Below are 18768 nucleotides of genomic sequence, written 5' to 3'. Positions count from 1 at the left end.
CGCAAGGAGGTCGGGGAAGGTCAGCCGCCGGTGGCGAAGCCGGGGAAGAGGGTCATCCCGCCGTCCACGTAGAGGGTGGTGCCCACGACGTAGTCCATGAGGTCGGAGGCAAGGCCGACGACGGCATGGGCGATGTCCGCGGGGTCGCCGATACGCTTGTAGGGGATCAGCCGCAGTAGATCCTCGCGGGCCTGGGCCGTCTCCCAGGCGTCCCGGTTGATCGGCGTCTTGATGGCCCCGGGGGCGACCGCGTTCACGCGGATCTTCTGCGGGGCGAGCTCCTGGGCCAGGGTCTCCATCATCATCTGTACGCCGCCCTTGGAGGCGGCGTAGTTCACATGCCCCGCCCAGGGGATGACCTGGTGGACCGAGCTCATGCAGATGATCTTCCCGGCCGCGCTGGACACCTCCGGGACGACCCCGCGGCGCAGGAACTCCTTGGTCGCTTCCCGGGCGCACAGGAACTGCCCCGTGAGGTTGACGTCCAGCACCTTCTGCCACTGGGCGAGGGTCATCTCGGTGAGCGGGGCATCGCGCTGCAGTCCGGCGTTGGCGACCAGGATGTCGATCGTCCCGAACTCCTCGACCATCCGGTCCATCATCGCGATGACCTGGTCCTCCTTGGACACGTCGGCCTCGTACGCCGCCGCGCGCACCCCGAACGCGGTGATCTCCTCGACCACTTTCTCCGCGTCCTCACGGTCTGCCACGTAGTTCACGACCACATCGGCACCGGCCCGGCCGAGACCGATGGCCGTCGCTTTGCCGATTCCGGAGTTGGCGCCGGTGACCAGTGCCTTCTGGCCCTTGAGCAGGTGCGTCGGGATCACGCCCTGGGGTGCTCCCGCAGTGGAATTCACGATTGCCTGCCTCCTCGCTGCACGGCCCCGGGGGCCGCCGAGCCGTGTTCCGGCCGGTCCGGAGCGTCACAGAATCACCGTCGCAGGAGGGCGGCGTGCCCGGCGAGCTGACGTTGGGCCGCCCGGCGGAGCATCTTCGCCCGGTCGGACCAGCAGGTCGGACCGGGGCGACCGCTGGTCCGCCCCGAGCGCCCGGCGCGCGGCGTCAGCCCAGACGGTCCACGAGGTGATCGCCGACCCGCAGGGCGTTGGCGATGGCCGTCAGGGACGGGTTGACCGCGCCGATGCTCGGGAAGAAGCTCGTGTCGACCACGTAGAGGTTGTCCAGGTCGTGGGCCTTGCAGTTGATGTCCAGGGCGGAGGTGGCGGGGTCGTCGCCGAACCGTACGGTGCCGGCCTGGTGCGCGGTGGCCCCGATGGGCATGCCCTTGTGCAGATAGATGCTGTGGGACAGCAGGTGGTGCTCATGCATGCCCAAGTGGCCGAGCATTCCCTGGAGTTTGTGCCGCAGACGTTTGAGACCGGCGATGTTGTTCTTCTCGTCGAGGGCCAGATGGATGTTGCCGTCGCCGTCCAGGGTGACGCGATTGCCGGGCAGCGGGAGGTCCTCGCCGCAGAGCCAGAAGTCGACGGCGTGATGGGCCAGCACTTCGAAGGGCATGTCCGGGGTCACGGCTCCTGCCCAGCGCGGGGCCTCGCCGTGGATCTGCTCGGCGTCCGACTTTCCGAGCATCTGGATTCCGCCCAGGGGGTAGTCCCAGTCGTCGGCGCCCAGATACCAGTCGTGCAGGGCAAGGGTCTTCTGGAACTGTGTGTCGTTGGGTTCCTTCGAAATGGCCATCAGGGCCAGGTTGTTGTGCCGCATGTAGTGCCGGCCCACGACGTCGGAACTGTTGGCCAGCCCTCGGGGGTGCTGGTCGTTGGCCGAGGCGAGCAGCAGCGCAGCGGAGTTGACCGCCCCGCAGGCGACGACCACGATGTCCGCCGCGTATCGGGCGGGTGAGCCGTCCGCCAGCCGGGTGAGGACCGTGCTTACGCGGCGCCCGGCCGGGTCGGTCTCCAGCCGGACCACCCGGGCGTTGGTGATCATCTCGACGTTGGGATGCTCCAGGGCGGGCTCCACGCAGATCACCTGGGCGTCAGACTTGCCTCGCACCAGGCACGGGAAGCCGTCCACCCGGTTGCAGCGGATGCACACGCTGGAGTGGGTCGCCTCGCCCCTGCCGTTCTGGCTCAGGTTGACCCCGATGGGCAGGTGGAAGGGGTGCAGACCCCGCTTCTCCAGGTCGTCGCTCAACCGCTGGATGCGGGGCTCGTGTTCGACCGGCGGATAGGCGTACTGCGCGCTCACCGGCCCCTCGCCGGGGTCCTCGCCGTGCCGCCCGTGCACCAGATAGAGGTGTTCGGCCTCGGTGTAGTACGGCTCCAGGTCCTCGTAACGGATCGGCCAGGCGGGTGAGATGCCGTCGTGATGCCTCAGTTCGCCGAAGTCCTCGGGCCTCAGCCGGAAGAGGGCGGCGCCGTAGAACTTGGTGTTTCCGCCGACGTAGTAGTTGACCTCGGGCGGGAACTCGTTGCCGTCCTTGTCGAACCAGAATTCCGGGGCCCGGTATTTTCCTTTGACGAATACGGCGGTGGAGTCCCAGTTGTCGCGCTCGCGCGGGAGGTAGTCACCGCGTTCGAGGATGAGCACCCGTTTTCCGGAGGGGGCGAGCCGGTGGGCGAGCGTACCGCCGCCGGCCCCGGTACCGATGATGATGATGTCGTAGTGCGGGGAGTCGCCCACGGGGAGTACCGTCCTTGCGCTCGCGGCCCTGCCTTTCGCCGGGTCCTGTCACTCCGCGCTGCGGAAGAGCAACCGTTCCGCCTGTTCGAACTTATCCGTCCTTCCTGTTCGCGGCACCCGGGGAGCCGCCATCGGAACACGGTCACAGCACGGCGATCGGGTTCACCGGAGAGCCGGTCGCCCCTGGGAGCCGCAACGGGGCCACCACACACAGGAAGCTCCAGCGCCCCGCCCGTTCGCACTCCGCCGCCAGGTCCTCGAACTGCAGATAGTCCATGAGGTGCACGCCCATGGCGTGCATCGCCAGTACATGCACAGGGAAAGCGGTCTCCGCCACCGCACTGGGGGCGGTGTCGTTGTTGCCGTCCGAGCCCAGCACCGCGACGTGCCGATCGGCCAGGAACCGCATCGCCGTCGGATGAAGTCCGGCCCGGGACTGCGCCGCGTTCCAGGCCCCGAGCTCCCGGCGCCGGCGGCGGTGCCCCACGCGGACGAGCAGGAGGTCCCCCGGACCGACCCCGACCCCCTGCGCGGCCTCGGCCGCGGTCAAGTCGTCCTCCGTCACGTGATCGCCGGGTTCCAGCCAGGGCACACCGCGCAGCCGCGGGATGTCCAGGAGTACGCCACGACCGACGATGCCGTCCCGGACCACGTCGAGGGAGAGCGCAGCGGCCCCGTCCGGCGTCACCGTGCTCGCCGGCACACGGTTGTAGAGCTCGCCGTCGAGAATGACGTGGCACAGCGCATCGAGATGGCTGTCCGCGTCCCCGTGCACGTTCATCGCGAAGCGGTCGAGCGCGAAGTGCAGCCCGTCCGCACCGATGTCACCGTCGGCGGGTCCGGTCATCCGGTGATCCGCGGGATGGGGGTTGTCCGGTCCGGGCAGGGTCTCGACGGGCGCGGCGAGGGACACCGTGCGCCCCGACCGGACCTCGGCGGCGGCGGCCACCACGCGCTCGGGTGTGAGATGGCCGAGCGCCCCGCGCCGGTCCTCGGGGCCGTGCCGTGCCTGGTCGCGCAGGTCCGTGTAGAGCACCCGGAACGCGTCCGCGCTCATGTTCCGCGAGGCTGGGGGTTGCGTGTGCGGAGCCATGGGGATACGTGCCTCCCGCAGACGACTCGGCCATGGGGCGTCGTCCTGTTCGTCGCGCGTCCGGTGTGTCGCGGCGTCTCATTGTCGGTCGGCCGGTGCTGGCCCGCGACAGCAACGCCGTTCTCAGCCGGCGGTCCCCCAGGGGCCGAGTCCCCACCGCAGCACATGGCTGCCACCCGGCTCCAGCGTGGTGAGCCCCGTACCGCTGCGGAAGGCGTCCGCCGGGCAGGACATGGCTTCCACGGCGACACCGCGGCGCCGCCGCGCGGGCTCGGACAGGGTGTCACCGGTGTACACCTGCACGTACCGGGCGCCTTCGCCGAGCCACAGGTCGATGCCGTGCAGGCCCGAGGGGTGTGCCAGCCGCACCACGGCCCGCCCGGAAGGGTCCCGGTCGAGTCCGTCGAAAGCGGTGTCCAGTTGCTGCTCGCCGATGGGGCGGCCGGTGCGGAAGTCGTAGTCCGTGTTCTCCACCGGTTCCCGGCCGGCCGGCAGGCCCTGCTCGTCGGTGAGCAGCCGGTAGCGGGCGGGCACGGTCAACAGCGCCGTGTCCACCGTGGAGGTGCCCACCGTCAGATAGGGATGCTGGCCGGCCCCGTAGGGCGCCGCGGTGTCTCCCGCGTTGGTCGCGGTGACGGCGACCTCGAGCCCGTCCGCTCCCAGGCGGTACTCGGCGAGGACTTCCAGCAGGAAGGGATACCCCGGCTGAGGGAAGAGCGTGGTGCCCACCCTGACCGTGTCGTCGCTCCGGGCGAGCAGCTGCCACGGGGTCCAGCGGAGCAGTCCGTGGATCGCGTTGTGCTTCTCGGGTTCGGTCAGCGGGAGTTGCAGGTCCTGCCCCTGGAAGTGATAGCGCCCGCCACCCACCCGGTTGGGCCAGGGGACGAGAAGCTGGCCTCGGCCGCCGGTGATCCGTGTGTCCGCGGTGAACCCGTCGAGCAGCGGCCGGCCGTCCATCTCGTAGTGACGCAGGGCGCCGCCCAGTTGCACCACGACGGCCCGCTGCCCGCCGTGGCGCAGCTGCCACTGTTCTCCTGTTGCGTTGGGGGGCATGTGCGGCTCCTCGGTCGGCAGGGCACGGGCGCCCGCCGTGCCGGGGGACGGGTGGTCAGGGGCGCGGTCCGCGCCGAGCAGTGACATCGCCGCCGCGACGACGGCTTCCGGCGGCCGGTCGATCTCCACCACGCACGGGTGCTCGTCGGGCGTGGGCTCCTCGAGATCCGCGAACTGGCTGTCCAGCAGGGAGGTCGGGAAGAAGTGGCCGTGCCGTGCCGCCAGTCGGGAGCGGATGAGTTCTCGCGACCCGCGCAGATAGAGCAGACGCACCCCGGGCCGTCCGGCGAGCAGTTGGTCCCGGTAGGCATGCTTGAGCGCGGAGCAGGTGACGACGGCCCGTCGGCCCGCCGCGATCTCCTGATCCATCCACGCGGCGACTGCGCTCAGCCACGGCGCTCTGTCCGCGTCGGTCAGCGGTTCGCCGGCCGCCATCCTGGCGCGGTTTGCCGGGGGGTGGAAGTCGTCCGCGTCCCGGTAGGGCCGGCCCAGCCGGTCCGCGAGCAGCCGCGCCACCGTGGACTTGCCCGATCCCGACACACCGACCACGAGCACCACGGCCGCCGGCACCTCGATGGCCGTGTCGTGACTCGTCATGATGCGCTCCTTGGTGTCGCACGGCCGGTCTGCCGGTCCGCACGACCGGTGGGGTGAAACCCGTACGGCCGTTGGGGTTACGTCGCTCCTCTGCTTCGGGGTCCACCCGGCAGGGCGCCGCACCGCCCTGCCTCAGGCGGGGCCCGCGCCGGTGGCCGGAGGTCCGGCGGGCTTGCCCAACGGTGGAAGTGCGGGTCCGGGCGGAAGCAGCTCCGTGGTCACAAAGGCCACCACGGCGGCCAGGATGACCACCGGGATCATGGCGGAACCGCCGAGCATCAGAACGACGAGCACCACGCTGCTGACCGGCAGTCGCAGCGCACTGGCGATCGCGGCCGCCATGCCCGCGGCCAGTCCGGGTACGACCCCCAGGCCCGGCAGGGGTGCGAACAGCACACCCACCGCGCCGCCCAGGAACAGCGAGGGGAAGACAGGTCCGCCTCGCAGACTGCCCAGGCAGAGCGAGTAGGCCGCGCCCTTGCAGAGCAGTACGGCGATCAGGGCGCCGACTCCCCAGGAGTGCGGATCGGCGGCCAGCCGGGTGAGCGTCTGCTGACCGGACAAGGCCACGTCGGCGGGCGACCGGTCGGTGATGAGTGCGTACACGGCGCCGCAGGCGCCGGCGGCCAGTGCGCACAGGGCCGTGTGGACGACGGGACGTACCGAGATGAACACGGTGGCCCGTCGGCCTCCGACCAGTACCAGATGCACCAGGACACCGATCACGACGGCCATCAGTACCGACCAGAGCACGTCTCCGGCGTCGAGACGGGGAATCGGTACACCCAGCTTCAGGGAGAGACTGCCGGTCTCGAGGCCGGTCCAGCGGCCGAAGCCGGTGAACACGAGCGAGCCCACCCCGCTGGACAACAGCGCCGGAAGCATGACCGCGAAGAGCTGCGGACCGCCCACTCCCGCCACCTCCATGAGCAGCACCGCAGCGATCAACGGGTTCCCGAAGATCGCCGAGATGGCCGCCGCGGCGCCGGCCGCGCTCAGGAGCACCGTGCTCTGCGGGGTGGGGGGCGCCTGGGCGAGGTTCCTGAACAACACGGCCAAAGCACCGCCGAGGGCGATCAGAGGGGCTTCGGGACCCAGGGTCGCGCCGAGCGGGAGGCTGGCCACAGCAGCGATGATCACCCCTGGCAGCGCCTTCGGAGGGGAGCCTCCCGCGTGCAGGCCGGAGGCGGGGATGTGACCGCCTGCGCCGGGCAGGTGCCTGACCACCAGGCCGACCAGGATTCCGGCGACCAGCAGCAGGGGCAGCGGCCACCACCACGGCGGGGTGTCCCAGTTCAGGGCCTGAGGCAGGTCGGCCCACATCAGATGCTCCAGCTCGTGGAGCACGACCAGGAACCAGAAGGCCGCGAGCGAGACCGGTACGCCGATCAAGGCGCAGAACACGAGCGCTTTGAGATACCCCGGGTTGCGCAGCATGTCGCGCAGCCGGTCCGCCTCCTCCGGCTGCGCGCCACCGCCGGACGCGGCCGGTCGCGGACTCGGCTCCGTCATGGGGTCGTCCCTTCCCGGTCCCCCATGTCCCTGGTCAGCCGAGGATCTTGCGCTTCTGTGCCTCGAATTCCTCTTCCGTCAGCACCCCTTGGGCCTTCAGGTCGGCAAGTTCCTTGAGCTGATCGATCTTGTTGCTCATCTCGTCCTCGGGGGCGGCGGGAGGCGGGGCCGGAGCGGGTGCCGTGGCCTGCTGGGACTGCTGCTGCTCGTCCTGCTGGGCCCAGCGGCCCGCCTGCCGCCGCGACACGCGGTTGGACACCGCGGTGGCGGTTCCGGCGACGACGGCGGTGCGGGCGACACCACGAATAAGTCCGGGCATGTTCACTCATCTCCCACGGTGCATGCGGAGGCCGCCGAGGAGACGGTCCCCGGGCCATTGCCGTCAGCCGGTTGTCTGTGTGCCCGGTGCCGTCGCCTCGGTGGCTTCCAGGGAGGCCAGCAGGGCCTGGACCGGAATACGGCCGCTCGCCACGAGTTGCGCACCGCTGCGCCGCATGGCGCGGGCGAAGGGTGCCGCCCAGACGTTCTCGTACACCAGGACGGCGGCGGAGTTGCCCGGCTCCAGCGCGGCACCGGCCTCTTCGATGTCGTCCTGGCCCAGCAGCCCGGAGGAGGCGCCCTCGAAGACGGTCAGATCGACCTCGTCGCCGAGATCCTTCAGTTCCACCGCGGTGACCGAGCCGTCGGTGTCCTTGCGGACGAAGAGGAGGTCAAGGATGCGGATGATGCCGCGATCGACCAGATCGACGAGCAGCGGGAAGCCCTCGCCCGTCATGCGGTTGCCGGGAAACTCGACGACCAGGTAGTCGACGGGTCCCATCTGTTCGATGTCGTCGCTCTGTTCGACGTCGTCGCTCATGGCCACTCCTGACGAGCGGGTCGGGGGTCCGGGCCTCGGCGCCACTCGTGTCCGGCGGCGCTCGCCGCGTCAGGCGGCGGCTGACAGCCCACCAGGCCATTGCAGCACCCCGCGCAAGGCTTCGCACTTCCTGGGCCCGGCGCCGCGGACCTCGGGGCCACGGTGGGCCGGACGGCCGACGGGGTCCGCGCCGCGTCAGCTGGTCAGCTGATAGATGCTCTTCCCGGTCAGCCACAGGCCGAGCAACAGACAGATGACCACGATCGCCTGATCCTGGTGGGCTTCGAGCACAGCGCGCAGCTTCATCAGCCGGGCCTGGGCCGCGTCCGGTGCGAACACCATGTACAGCTCGGCGGCCAGCAGGCTCGCGGTGGCGAGGATGCAGAAGCCGAACAGGGCCACCCACGACGAGAAATGCGACAGGTTCGCCTCGACGACCGTGGTCGCGCCCGCGGCGACCAGGCCCCAGGGTTGCAGGAACACGGCGAGTCCTGCCGCCGCCCAGGGCGAGCTGCGGTCCATTCGGGAGGTCATGGACGGTGACGACCGCGAACCAGCGGACTTGCGGAGCGCCTTGTGAGCCCGGCGGTGAGGCGGCGGACCGGCAGCGCCGGGGACCGGCTCGCGGGCGGATCCGAGCCGCCGTCGCCGGTGCTCGGCAAAGAGCACCAGCGAGACACCGACGGCGAGTTTCGCCGCGAGTCCCGCCGTGGACGGCGCCGAACGGGGCGGCGGGGGCTGTCCGCCGGTCAGCGCGAGGACCAGGGCGAACACGGCAACCAGACAGGCCAACCAGCCCAGGATGAAGGCAAGGCCCTTCCACACGCCTTTGGTGGAGGACACCACCAGGACGAATGCCATGATCGGCAAGGGGTCCAGCGTGATGGCCAGCGCGATGAGGAGCAGGTCGAGGACCATGGCGACCCAATCGTGTGGCGACATCACGAGAGTACGCAAAGAGCACGGAAACGCCACTTTTGCTTACCGGACCGGCGGCTCCCCGAGATGACGCCGTGTACCGCGTCCCCCACTCTGGTCGCAGGGAAGGAGCAGGCCATGACGAGGTCCGGACGGGTGCCGTCGCAGGTGAGGGGTCGTTCGCAGAGCCCGGGTGCCGTCACGGCCGGCTGATGCCCGCCACGGAGCCCGACGACCCCCGGGCGCGGCCGGGCGAGGGGACGCAGGCCGGGAAACAGGACGCGGCGGCCCTCCGTTCCGGCTCCGTGTTCCACGCGTCCTGGTGGCAGGCACGGTACGGAAAGCTGATCGCCGCCGGCAAGCGTCTGCACACACGGACCGAGGCGCGCTTCCCGGTCATCTCGCATCTCGCCGCGCGGATGGTGTCGGTGAACATCTTCGACTCCGCCACCCGTTTGGCGGCGCAGTGCTTTCTGACCGCCGTCCCGCTGCTCTTCGTCGTCGGATCCTTCGCCCCGGAAGGGGTGCGCAACCAGTTGATCAGTTCCGTACGCGCGGTCTTCGGGCTCACCGGCGCCGCGAACACGCAGCTGGAGCAGGTGTACAAGTCCAGTACCGACCCTTTGCGCGAGGCCACCGGTGTGGTGGGGTCGCTGATGGTGCTGCTCTCCGCCACCGCTGTCAGCCGGGCGATGCAACGCCTGTGCAAACGGGCCTGGGAGATCCCCCGGGCGGGGACGAAGATCGCCGCGTGGCGTTGGCTGGCGTGGATCGGAGTCTGGCTTGCCGTCCTGGTCGTGCAGGCGCCGCTGCGCAACGGCTTCGGTGTCGGGCTGTGGCTGGGCATCCCGATCACCCTGCTGTCCCAGACAGCCCTTTGGTGGTGGACCCAGCATCTGTTGCTGGGCGGCCTGATCCGCTGGCTGCCCCTGCTGCCCGGTGCCGTCCTCACGGCGATCGCCGTCACCGCTCTGTCGATCGGGGCGCGCTTCTACATGCCCCGGGCACTCAATCGCGCCCTTGCCGAGTACGGTTCGCTCGGCTCGGTGTTCGTCCTGCTGTCATGGCTGATCGTGGTCTGCGTGGCGACCGCCGTGGGTATCTGCGCGGGAGCCGTCGTGGCCCAGGAACCGCCCCTGGCCCGCCGTCTGGGCAGTCCGCCTCCCGCCTCGCGGAACACCGGGCGGGGCATGTGACACCTCACCGGCGCGGCGCCGCAGTGCTGCGTCCTGACGGAGCGGTACGCCCTCCCGCACGGAGCCCGTCGGGGGGACAGGACCGCCGGGGGGAGGGTCGCGTGTCAGAGCGCCGACGGCCGCACGCGGCGGTAGCCTCACCGTCAAGTTCCTGCCCGTGGCCCGGAGGGTCTGCCTGTGCAGCAGTCGTTCTTCGCGCTCTTCCTCGGCCGCCTGCTGGGCAGCACGTGGTGGCGGACTTTTCATGTGCGGGCCGCCTTGTGGGTGTCGCTGGCCACCGCGGTCATCCTGCTCGCGGGGGCCGCGCTGGTCGTGCGCGCCGAGCAGGGTGCCCCTGGGGCCAACATCACCTCGTTCCCCAAAGCCGTCTGGTGGGCTGTCGAGACCGCGACGACCGTCGGGTACGGAGACCTCTACCCCGTCACCGCCTGGGGCCGTGTCATCGCCGCGGTGGTGATGCTGGCCGGGATCACCACCTTCGGCATGATCACCGCGGCCATCGCCACCTGGTTCGTCGGAAGGGCGGAGCAGGACGCCCACAACGTGGGCACGGCCGTTCGCCAGTACACGCGGGAGGGCGAGGAGGCGTTCCACGCCGAGGTGCGGGCACTCCACGAACGGTTCGACCGTGTCGAGCACCTGCTCGACAACCGTGAGGCACGCTGAGAACGGTCCTACGGCAGGGTGATGTGGTACGCCTTGCGCAGCGTCTCGTGGACCGTCCATGTCGTCCGGTCGCCCTCGCGGAGCACGCACGCGTCGCCCGGACCGACGTCGAAGGTGGAGCCGCCCTCGACGGCGATCGTGGCCCGGCCGCTGACGACGACGAAGAGTTCGTTCGCCTCGGTGTCGGTCACCACGCCGGGGGTGATCTGCCAGATTCCCCGGATCTGCTTGCCGTCCCGCGACTCCCAGAGCACCTTTGACGACACCTCGGGAGTGCCCCGCACGATCTGTGCCGGGTCAAGGGGGTCCGGCTCAAGTTCGGCGGCGGGGACGTGTACGGCGAAGCTGGTGAACGTGGTCATGGCAGCGACGCTAGGCCATGCCCGCCGACGCGGCCCAGGGACACAGTGCCGTCCGGCGGCCCCGCCGGGGCGACGCTATGACGAGCCTGCCGCTCACCTCTTCCCTGTCCTCCCCGCAGCGCTGCCCGCGCCGGCCCTCGGCCGGCGGCGCCGCGGGTACGGGAGTCCCGGCAGGTTGGAGCGTCGCGACGTCGAGCGCTGGGGCGTCGCGCGCTGGAGGCGGATGACGGCCCTGAGTCCGCCGCCCGGAGCAGGCAGGAGCAGCGCCTCGCCGCCGCTCGCCAGGGCGAGGCGCTGGACGAGGGCGAGGCCGAGCCCGGTGCCGCCCGCGGGCGCGTCCCGGGCGCGCCAGAACCGGTCGAACGCCCTCTCGCGCTGTTCGGGGCTCATACCTGGACCCTGGTCCTGGACCTGGATCTCCGCCCCGTTGGCGGTGACCCGCCGGGAGACTGTCACCACGCTGCCCTCGGGGGCGACGCGCAGCGCGTTGGAGAGCAGATTGTCCAGGATCTGCTCGACGGCCCCGGGCAGCGCTAGCGTGGTGACCTCCGGCTTGCCGATGACGTCCAGGCGTACGCCCTGCCGCGCGTAGAGGCCGGACCAGGCGAGGGAACGGTCCTCCAGTATCGAATCCAGGTCGACGCGTTCGGGGGTGAGCGCGGTCTCCTCCATCCGGGCGAGGGCGAGGAGACCTTCGACCATTCTGCCCAGCCTGTCGGTCTCGGTCATCGCCGCGTTCAGGCTGCCCCGCAGATGGGGCAGGATGTCGGGTTCCATGTTGTCCAGGCGCAGCCGCAGCGCGGCGAGGGGGGTCTTCAACTGGTGGGACGCCTCGCCCGCGAAGGCGCGCTGCTCGGCGAGCAGATGTACCAGCAGGGCGGCCGAACGGTTGAAGGTGGCGGCCAGACTGCGCACTTCGGGCGGTCCGGTGGTGGCGGAGGCCCGGGTGGACAGGTTGCCGCCGGCGAAGGTGCGGGTGGCGTGTTCCAGTTCGAAGATCGGGCGGCCGATCCAGCGGGCCAGTGCGAAGGAGGCCAGGGCGGCTGCGGTCAGTACCCCGAGCCCGCCCAGTCCCAGTACCAGCCACACCCGGTGGACACCGTTCGCGATGGCGTCGGTGGGGACCTTGAGACGTACGGCCCCGTGCAGAGTGCCTCCGTGCCGGACCGGAACGGCGACCGAGAGCCACTGGACGCCGCCGATGGTGGACGTGCGTACGTCGGCTCCGTCGCCGCCGAGCAGTGCGGCGCTGATCTCCGGGCGTCGGGCGAGACCGGCCCGCTGGGCCGGGCTGAGCGGGTGCGAGGTCGCGAGGAGCTTGCCGCTGCTGTCCACGACCAGGATGCGGCCACCGACGCGTTCCGCACAGACGTCCACCCGCCGGGCGAGTTCCTCGGGGTGGCCGTATACGAGGGAGAGGGCGGTGTGGTCGGCCAGCGATTCCGCCTCCTCCGTGGCGGCGTTGGTGGCGCGCTCGCGTTCGGCACGGGTGTAGACGTAGCCGAGCGGGATCTCCAGGCAGATGAGAACGAGGGTGACCAGGGCGAGATGGCTGAGCACCAGTCGGCGGGTCATCGGTTCTGCGATTCCGCGTGGACTGTGTCGTTGTGCGTGCGTACGGCCAGACGCAGACCCACCCCGCGCAGGGTCTGGATCCACGCCGGGTCGCCCAACTTGCGCCGCAGGGTGGCGACATGGACGTCGAGGGTCTTGGTGGGCCCGTGGAAGTGGGGATCCCAGACCCGGTCGAGGATCTCCTGTCGGGAGTAGACCGCCCCTGGGTCCTCGGCCAGCAGCGCCAGCAGGTCGAACTCCTTGGGGGTGAGGGCGATCGGGCTGTCCCCGATCCAGACCTGACGCGTGCGGCGGTCGACGATCAGCGCACCGGTCGGGGTGAACTGCGATGGTACGGCTCCGGGTTCGGGCGCGGGTGCCGCTGAGGGCGCCGTCATGTGGGGAGAGGCCCCGGGAGCGGGGGCCGCGACTGCCGCGGCGGTGGCCGGAGGTGCGCCCGCCCATGCCGCGGTGCGGCGGGTCACGGCCCGGATGCGCGCGATCAACTCCCGGGTGCTGACCGGTTTCGCCACGTAGTCGTCGGCGCCCAGTTCCAGACCCACCACCCGGTCGGCCTCCGTGCTGCGCGCGGTGAGGATGATGATCGGCACGTCGGAGGCCTGGCGGATGCCTCGGCACACGTCGATGCCGTCCATGTCGGGAAGCCCCAGGTCGAGCAGGACGACGTCCCCGTAGGGGCCTTGGAGCCCGGCGGCACCGGTGGACACATGGCGCACTGTCAGGCCGTAGCGGCCGAGGCCCTCCACCAGGGGTCCGGCGATCGTCTCGTCGTCCTCGATGAGCAAGGCCCGCAGGGTCATTGAGTTCCGTCTTCCCGTGAATCCAGAGTAAATCCTGAGTAAATCTGCACAGCGAGAATTCCCCGATAGTCCGCACCCGGGACGATCACCGTACATTGATTGAAATCAACGGCGTGCGGGTCCAGGGACATTGGGAGCGAGGTCACAGCGGCTCTCTCAATTCTGGTGTGGCTCTAGCGTTGCTCTAACCTTCGCCTTGCATCGCTCTCCCTACGGTGTTGAGCCAGGTCCTGGCCACAACCACCAGTTGAGGAGGCACCATGAAGGCTCTGCTCGATCGCGCCCGCTCGTTCCGGCGCCGGGTCGATTTCGAAAGCGACACATATCGGAAACTTGCCGAGGGTCAATTCCCGCAGGCACTCTTCATCGCCTGTTCCGATTCCCGTGTCATACCCGCTTTGATCACAGGTGCACGGCCTGGCGAGGTGTTCGAAATGCGCAATGCGGGCAACATCGTGCCGCCGTACGAGCAGCACCCGGTGTCCGGCGAGGCCGCCACGGTCGAGTACGCGCTCGAGGTGCTGGACGTCCGTGACATCGTCGTCTGCGGGCACTCGCACTGCGGCGCGATGGGCGCTCTGTCCTCCGGCAAGGATCTTTCCGCCCTGCCCCGGGTGGGGGCCTGGCTGGACGTCGCCAGGCCCGGGCTCGCTCCCGTGCTGGACCGTGGGCCCGCCGGCCTGAGCGACGAGGCACAGGTCACGGAGCTCGCGCAGTTCAACGTGCGGGTACAGCTGGCTGCGCTGCAGGGGTACCCGGCGGTCCGGCGGCGGCTGGCGGAGGGCGTGCTGCGGTTGCACGGCTGGTACTACGAGGTGGAGACAGGCAAGCTCTGGGAGCTGGGCGAGGACGACGGCAACTTCCGGGTGCACGCATGCTGAGCCCCGGTCAGGAGCAGGAGCTCGGCAAGGGCTACGGCCGCGGGGCGCGCCGGGGCACGGGCGGAGGCGGCCGGCACCGGGCCGGGCGCTCCGGGCGCGGGCCGGGTCGTACGCAGTCGACGCCGTCCGTGGAGGACATCGCGGGGCCGGACACCGCCGCGTCCGGCGTCACGGGGCCGGACATCGCAGGGTCGGCCCCGTACGAGGCCGACATCTGGTACGACTCGTACGGCAATGCGCCCCCCGTGGACGGCTCTCATCCACCGCAACCAACGCCGCCGACGCGGCAACCGCAGCCGCCCGCGAAGAGCAGGTCGGCCGACCAAAAAAGGGGCACGAGCCGTCAGAAGGTCGATCTCGCCACCGAGATCACCGCCTCCTTCGTCGTCTTCCTCGTCGCTCTCCCCCTGTGCATCGGTGTGGCCGTGGCCTCGGGCGCGCCGCCCGAACTGGGCATCATCTCCGGCGTGATCGGCGGCCTGGTGGTCGGCATGGCACGCGGCAGCACGCTGCAGGTGAGCGGCCCCGCGGCCGGACTCGCGGCGCTGGTCGCCGAGGCGGTACTGGAGCACGGCCTGGCCATGCTCGGCGTGATCGTGCTGGCGTCCGGGGTGCTGCAGATCGGACTCGGGCTGATCCGGCTCGGCCGGATGTTCCAGGCGATCTCCATCGCCGTGGTGCAGGGCATGCTGGCCGGGATCGGCCTGCCGCTGATGTTCAGCCAGGCGTATCCGCTGGCCGACGCCAAGGCCATCGGCAAACCGATCGAGAACATGCTGGGCATCGTGGACCTGGTCGGGCGCACCCTGGCCGATCCGCAGAAGGCGATCGCGGCCGGGCTCGGTGTCGCCACCGTCGTGCTGAGCTTCGTGTGGAAGAAGATTCCGGGTCCGGTGACCAAGGTGCCGGCCGCCCTGGTCGCGGTGGCGGGCGGTATGGCCGTGGCCTCGCTGCCGGGGGTCGACATCGTCACGCTCAAGGTCGGCAACCTGCTGGCGTCCGTGCAGGTTCCGGGGCCGACGGAGTTCGCGGCACTTGCAAACGGCTCGATTCTGGCCACCGTCCTCACGTTCACCGTCATCGCCTCGGCGGAGAGCCTGTTCACCGCCGCCGCCGTGGACCGTATGCACACCGGCGAACGCACCCGATACAACTCGGAGTTGATCGCACAGGGCGTCGGCAACACCATCAGCGGCTTCCTCGGGGCGCTGCCGATCACCGCGGTGGTCGCCCGTAGCTCGGCCAATGTGCAGGCGGGGGCCAAGACCCGGCTGTCCCGTACGCTGCACGGCCTGTGGCTGCTCGCGTTCGCCCTGCTGCTGCCGAATGTCCTCGCTCTCATTCCGATCTGTGTACTCGCGGGTGTGCTGGTGCACAGCGGCTGGAAGCTGTTCGCGCCGGAGGAGTTCCCCAAGATGTGGCGGCAGGACCGCGGCGAGCTCGTGGTGATGACTCTCACCACGGTCGCGATCTTCTTCACCGCCCTGCTCGAAGGCGTCCTGGTCGGTCTCGCGGCGGGCATCGTGCTGGCCGCGCTGCGGATGTCGCAGACCTCGGTGCACACCCGCGTGGAGGGCGACACCGCGACCCTGGTCATGACGGGCAATGCGACCTTCCTGCGACTGCCGAAGCTGATCGACGCGCTGGAGGCCGTCGGCGCCGCCGGTACGCCGAGGATCCGGCTCGATCTGACCGCCGTGGCGCACTGGGACCACGCCTGCCGCAGTCAGGTGGACGAGTTCGTGGCCCAGCACCGGAGTTCGGACGTACGCGTGGAACTGCTGCGCCCGAACACCCCGAACGCGCCGGCCCCGCCCGTCCCTGCCCCGTCCGAGGCGCAGCCGACGCCCGACAGTGGGCCGGCGGATGTGCCGGGGCCGACGGCGCAGTGGTTCTATCTCGACCCGACTCCGCTGGAGGGCCGTTCGGACCCCGCGGCCTTCATGGACGCGACGGCCTCGACCACCCCGGCGGCCTGGACGGATGAGTACGGGGCCCCGATGCGTATGCACTGACCCGACCCCCGGCCCTGTGGGGCCACGCACCCGGCGTGCCGCGCACACACGCGGCACGGGTGAGGGGCGGCGCGCCGCGAGACGGCGCGCCGCCCCTCCCGGCGTCCACCCGACCGGCGCGTGCGGCGGCATGGGCATCGGCACCAGCACGTTGCAGCCCCTACCCGTCGCGTCACCCGCCCCGGACCGGCCGGCTTCCCTGCCCGGGATCAGCGCCGGGGGGCCCGCGCTGGCAGGAAGGTCTGAACGATGGTTCACTTGTTTCATGGCCTACCGCAAGACGCCCGCAGTGCAGGACCGCCTCGCCGCTGCCAGGGAGCACCTCGTGGCGCAGGCCACCACCGTGATCGCCGACGTGGGCTGGGCGAACGCCTCCGTCACCGCGGTCGCCGCCGCGGCCGGGATGTCGGTCGGCTCGGTCTACCAGCACTTCCCCTCCAAGGGGGCCCTGGCCGTCGAGGTCTTCCGCCGCGCCTCGGGACGGGAGGTCGAGGTGCTCAGCGAGGTGCTCCGGCAGGGCAGCGGGGACCCGGTCGAACGCCTGGGCCTCGGCGTCGCCGTGTTCGCCCGTCGCGCCATGGAGCGCCGGGGTCTGGCCTACGCCCTGCTCGCCGCACCGGCCGAACCGGCGGTGGGCCAGGAGCGGTTGAGCTTCCGGCGCCGCTACCGCGCGGTGTTCGCCGAGGTGATCCGTGAGGGCATCGAGGCGGGGCTGCTCCCCGACCAGGACCCGGAGGTCACCGCCGCGGCGCTGACCGGGGCGATCGGCGAGGTTCTGGTGGACCCGCTGTCCGCTCCGGCGGAGGGCACAGCCGCCGGCCACCCGATCAGCGAACTCGTGGCGATGTCCCTGCGCTGCGCCGGCGCCACGCCCGCCGTCCGACCCCTACGCCTTGGAGAACTTCGATGACCGCAACCACGGACTCAGCGCCGAGCAGCAATCCCACCGCGCGCACGCACGAGGTGACCAACCAGGTCCCGCCGCTGGTCGGGCACGACGTCGCCGACGACTGCGCACTGCTGGAGGGAGTGCGGCGCGAGGGCGCCGAGTGGTACGTCGACGACCTGCACCGCGTGGGCCGGCTCGCCGGCTCGGAGCAGGTCCAGCGCTGGGCGGAGGAGGCCAACCGCTGCGAGCCGCTGCTGCGCACCCACGACCGGTACGGCAACCGGATCGACGAGGTGGACTTCCACCCCTCGTACCACGCGCTGATGGACGTGGCCATCAGCGAGGGTCTGGGCGGTGCGCCCTGGGCCGACGACCGGCCCGGCGTCCACGTGGCCCGCGCGGCGGGCTTCATGACGTGGAGCTCGGCCGAACAGGGCCATGGCTGTCCCGTGTCGATGACGTACGCGGTCGTCCCTGCGCTGCGGTCGGCGCCGGAGCTTGCGGCGTTGTACGAACCGCTGCTGACCAGCCGCGTGTACGACCCCGGCCTGCGGGCCCCCGGGAGCAAGCGCGGTCTCCTGGCGGGGATGGGCATGACCGAGAAGCAGGGCGGCACCGATGTACGCGCCAACACCACCACCGCGACCGAACAACCGGACGGCACCTGGCGGCTGCGCGGCCACAAGTGGTTCACCAGCGCCCCCATGAACGACCTCTTCCTGGTCCTCGCGCAGTCCCCGGGAGGTCTGTCCTGCTTCCTGGTGCCCCGGGTGCTGCCGGACGGCAGCCGCAACACCTTCCGTATCCAGCGGCTCAAGGACAAGCTCGGCAACCGCAGCAACGCCAGCAGCGAGCCCGAGTTCGACGACACCGTCGCCTGGCCGGTCGGCCCGCAGGGGCAGGGCGTGCGGACCATCATCGACATGGTGACGATGACCCGGCTCGACTGCATTCTGGGCTCGGCGGCGGGGGTCCGCACCGCGTTGACACAGGCCGCCCACCACATCCGCCACCGGTCGGTGTTCGGTGCCAAGCTGATCGACCAGCCGCTGATGCGCAATGTCATCGCCGATCTGGGCATCGAGTCCGAGGCGGCGACCACCCTCGCGCTGCGGGTCGCGGGCGCGGCCGACCGGGCCCAGCGCGGCGACGCACAGGAGCGGGCGTTCCTGCGGCTGGCCACGGCGGTAGGGAAGTACTGGGTCTGCAAGCGGCAGCCGGCAGCGGTCGCCGAAGCCCTGGAATGCCTCGGCGGCAACGGCTACGACGAAGCCTCCGGCATGCCGCGGCTCTACCGGGAGGCTCCGCTCAACGGCATCTGGGAGGGCTCGGGCAATGTCAACGCACTCGATGTGCTGCGCGCCCTGACCCGCGAGCCCGAATCACTGGAGGCCTACCGCGCCGAGGTCGAGGCCGCGGCGGGCGCGGACAGCCGGCTGGACGAGGCCTGGCGGCAGCTGCGCGGTGAGCTGGTACCCACCGAGGACGCCGCACTGCGCGCCCGCCGCCTGGTCGAGCGCATGGCCCTGGTGCTGCAGGGCTCCCTGCTGGTCCGGCACGCCCCTGGTGCGGTGGCCGACGCCTTCTGCGCCTCCCGGCTGGCCGGCGATCGCGGGCTGGCCTTCGGCACCCTGCCGGGTGGGCTCGATCTCGCCGGGGTCATCGACCGCGTACCGGGCACCGCTGCCTGAGCGGGACGGGTGCAG

At 70.8% G+C, this 18768-nt stretch carries 17 protein-coding genes; 6 read left to right on the top strand and 11 right to left on the bottom strand.

Going from position 1 to position 18768, the window contains the following annotated elements; all coding sequences use genetic code 11:
• Positions 1 to 20: 20 nt before the first annotated feature.
• From ACFYWI_RS26105 to ACFYWI_RS26070, 8 genes are all read right to left on the bottom strand, one after another.
• The gene (locus ACFYWI_RS26105) at positions 21 to 815 is read right to left on the bottom strand and encodes an SDR family oxidoreductase (protein ID WP_389237049.1); all 795 of its coding nucleotides are present in this window, start codon (positions 813 to 815) and stop codon (positions 21 to 23) included.
• Between the two features lie 250 nt (positions 816 to 1065).
• On the bottom strand, positions 1066 to 2646 hold the full coding sequence (locus tag ACFYWI_RS26100) for a GMC oxidoreductase (protein WP_389236987.1): 1581 nt from the start codon (positions 2644 to 2646) through the stop codon (positions 1066 to 1068).
• Between the two features lie 142 nt (positions 2647 to 2788).
• On the bottom strand, positions 2789 to 3703 hold the full coding sequence (locus ACFYWI_RS26095; RefSeq protein ID WP_389236985.1) for a cyclase family protein: 915 nt from the start codon (positions 3701 to 3703) through the stop codon (positions 2789 to 2791).
• A 159-nt stretch (positions 3704 to 3862) separates the two neighbouring features.
• Entirely contained in the window at positions 3863 to 5389 is a 1527-nt protein-coding gene (locus ACFYWI_RS26090) for a gluconokinase, GntK/IdnK-type (protein WP_389236983.1), read from the bottom strand.
• 132 nt (positions 5390 to 5521) lie between these two features.
• The gene (locus ACFYWI_RS26085; RefSeq protein ID WP_389236981.1) at positions 5522 to 6901 is read right to left on the bottom strand and encodes a chloride channel protein; all 1380 of its coding nucleotides are present in this window, start codon (positions 6899 to 6901) and stop codon (positions 5522 to 5524) included.
• 34 nt (positions 6902 to 6935) lie between these two features.
• A complete protein-coding gene (locus tag ACFYWI_RS26080; RefSeq protein WP_389236979.1) occupies positions 6936 to 7220 on the bottom strand; it encodes an SHOCT domain-containing protein in 285 nt (94 codons plus the stop codon).
• A gap of 63 nt (positions 7221 to 7283) precedes the next feature.
• Complete coding sequence (locus ACFYWI_RS26075; protein WP_389236977.1) at positions 7284 to 7760, bottom strand: DUF6325 family protein; 477 nt, start codon at positions 7758 to 7760, stop codon at positions 7284 to 7286.
• A 195-nt stretch (positions 7761 to 7955) separates the two neighbouring features.
• Positions 7956 to 8678, bottom strand: coding sequence for a GAP family protein (locus tag ACFYWI_RS26070; RefSeq protein WP_389237047.1), 723 nt, complete (start codon positions 8676 to 8678; stop codon positions 7956 to 7958).
• Positions 8679 to 8890: 212 nt separating this feature from the next.
• Here ACFYWI_RS26070 and ACFYWI_RS26065 point away from each other — a divergent pair, with 212 nt between their 5' ends.
• Positions 8891 to 9874, top strand: a complete 984-nt coding sequence (locus ACFYWI_RS26065; protein WP_389236975.1) for a YhjD/YihY/BrkB family envelope integrity protein — start codon at positions 8891 to 8893, stop codon at positions 9872 to 9874.
• Positions 9875 to 10051: 177 nt separating this feature from the next.
• Positions 10052 to 10540 (top strand): potassium channel family protein, encoded by a 489-nt coding sequence (locus tag ACFYWI_RS26060; RefSeq protein ID WP_389236973.1) that lies wholly within the window; start codon positions 10052 to 10054, stop codon positions 10538 to 10540.
• Between the two features lie 8 nt (positions 10541 to 10548).
• Here ACFYWI_RS26060 and ACFYWI_RS26055 read toward each other — a convergent pair whose 3' ends face one another.
• The 3 genes from ACFYWI_RS26055 to ACFYWI_RS26045 form a co-directional block, all read right to left on the bottom strand.
• The gene (locus ACFYWI_RS26055) at positions 10549 to 10902 is read right to left on the bottom strand and encodes a cupin domain-containing protein (RefSeq protein WP_389236971.1); all 354 of its coding nucleotides are present in this window, start codon (positions 10900 to 10902) and stop codon (positions 10549 to 10551) included.
• A gap of 93 nt (positions 10903 to 10995) precedes the next feature.
• Complete coding sequence (locus tag ACFYWI_RS26050; protein ID WP_389236969.1) at positions 10996 to 12477, bottom strand: ATP-binding protein; 1482 nt, start codon at positions 12475 to 12477, stop codon at positions 10996 to 10998.
• Positions 12474 to 13277 (bottom strand): response regulator transcription factor, encoded by an 804-nt coding sequence (locus ACFYWI_RS26045; RefSeq protein ID WP_389236967.1) that lies wholly within the window; start codon positions 13275 to 13277, stop codon positions 12474 to 12476. The genes ACFYWI_RS26050 and ACFYWI_RS26045 overlap by 4 nt, the downstream gene beginning before the upstream one ends.
• Positions 13278 to 13537: 260 nt before the next feature.
• On the opposite strand from ACFYWI_RS26045, the gene ACFYWI_RS26040 reads away from it, so the two are divergent.
• The 4 genes from ACFYWI_RS26040 (at position 13538) to ACFYWI_RS26025 (ending at position 18753) form a co-directional block, all read left to right on the top strand.
• Positions 13538 to 14158, top strand: a complete 621-nt coding sequence (locus tag ACFYWI_RS26040; RefSeq protein ID WP_389236965.1) for a carbonic anhydrase — start codon at positions 13538 to 13540, stop codon at positions 14156 to 14158.
• Positions 14152 to 16173, top strand: a complete 2022-nt coding sequence (locus ACFYWI_RS26035; protein WP_389236963.1) for a SulP family inorganic anion transporter — start codon at positions 14152 to 14154, stop codon at positions 16171 to 16173. Before ACFYWI_RS26040 ends, ACFYWI_RS26035 begins: the two co-directional genes overlap by 7 nt.
• 265 nt (positions 16174 to 16438) lie before the next feature.
• Entirely contained in the window at positions 16439 to 17083 is a 645-nt protein-coding gene (locus ACFYWI_RS26030; protein WP_389236961.1) for a TetR/AcrR family transcriptional regulator, read from the top strand.
• On the top strand, positions 17080 to 18753 hold the full coding sequence (locus ACFYWI_RS26025) for an acyl-CoA dehydrogenase family protein (protein WP_389236959.1): 1674 nt from the start codon (positions 17080 to 17082) through the stop codon (positions 18751 to 18753). Before ACFYWI_RS26030 ends, ACFYWI_RS26025 begins: the two co-directional genes overlap by 4 nt.
• The last annotated feature ends 15 nt before the right edge of the window (positions 18754 to 18768 follow it).

Source organism: Streptomyces sp. NPDC002889, assembly GCF_042888425.1.
Classification (GTDB): domain Bacteria; phylum Actinomycetota; class Actinomycetes; order Streptomycetales; family Streptomycetaceae; genus Streptomyces.
This window is presented reverse-complemented; position numbering and strand designations above follow the sequence as displayed.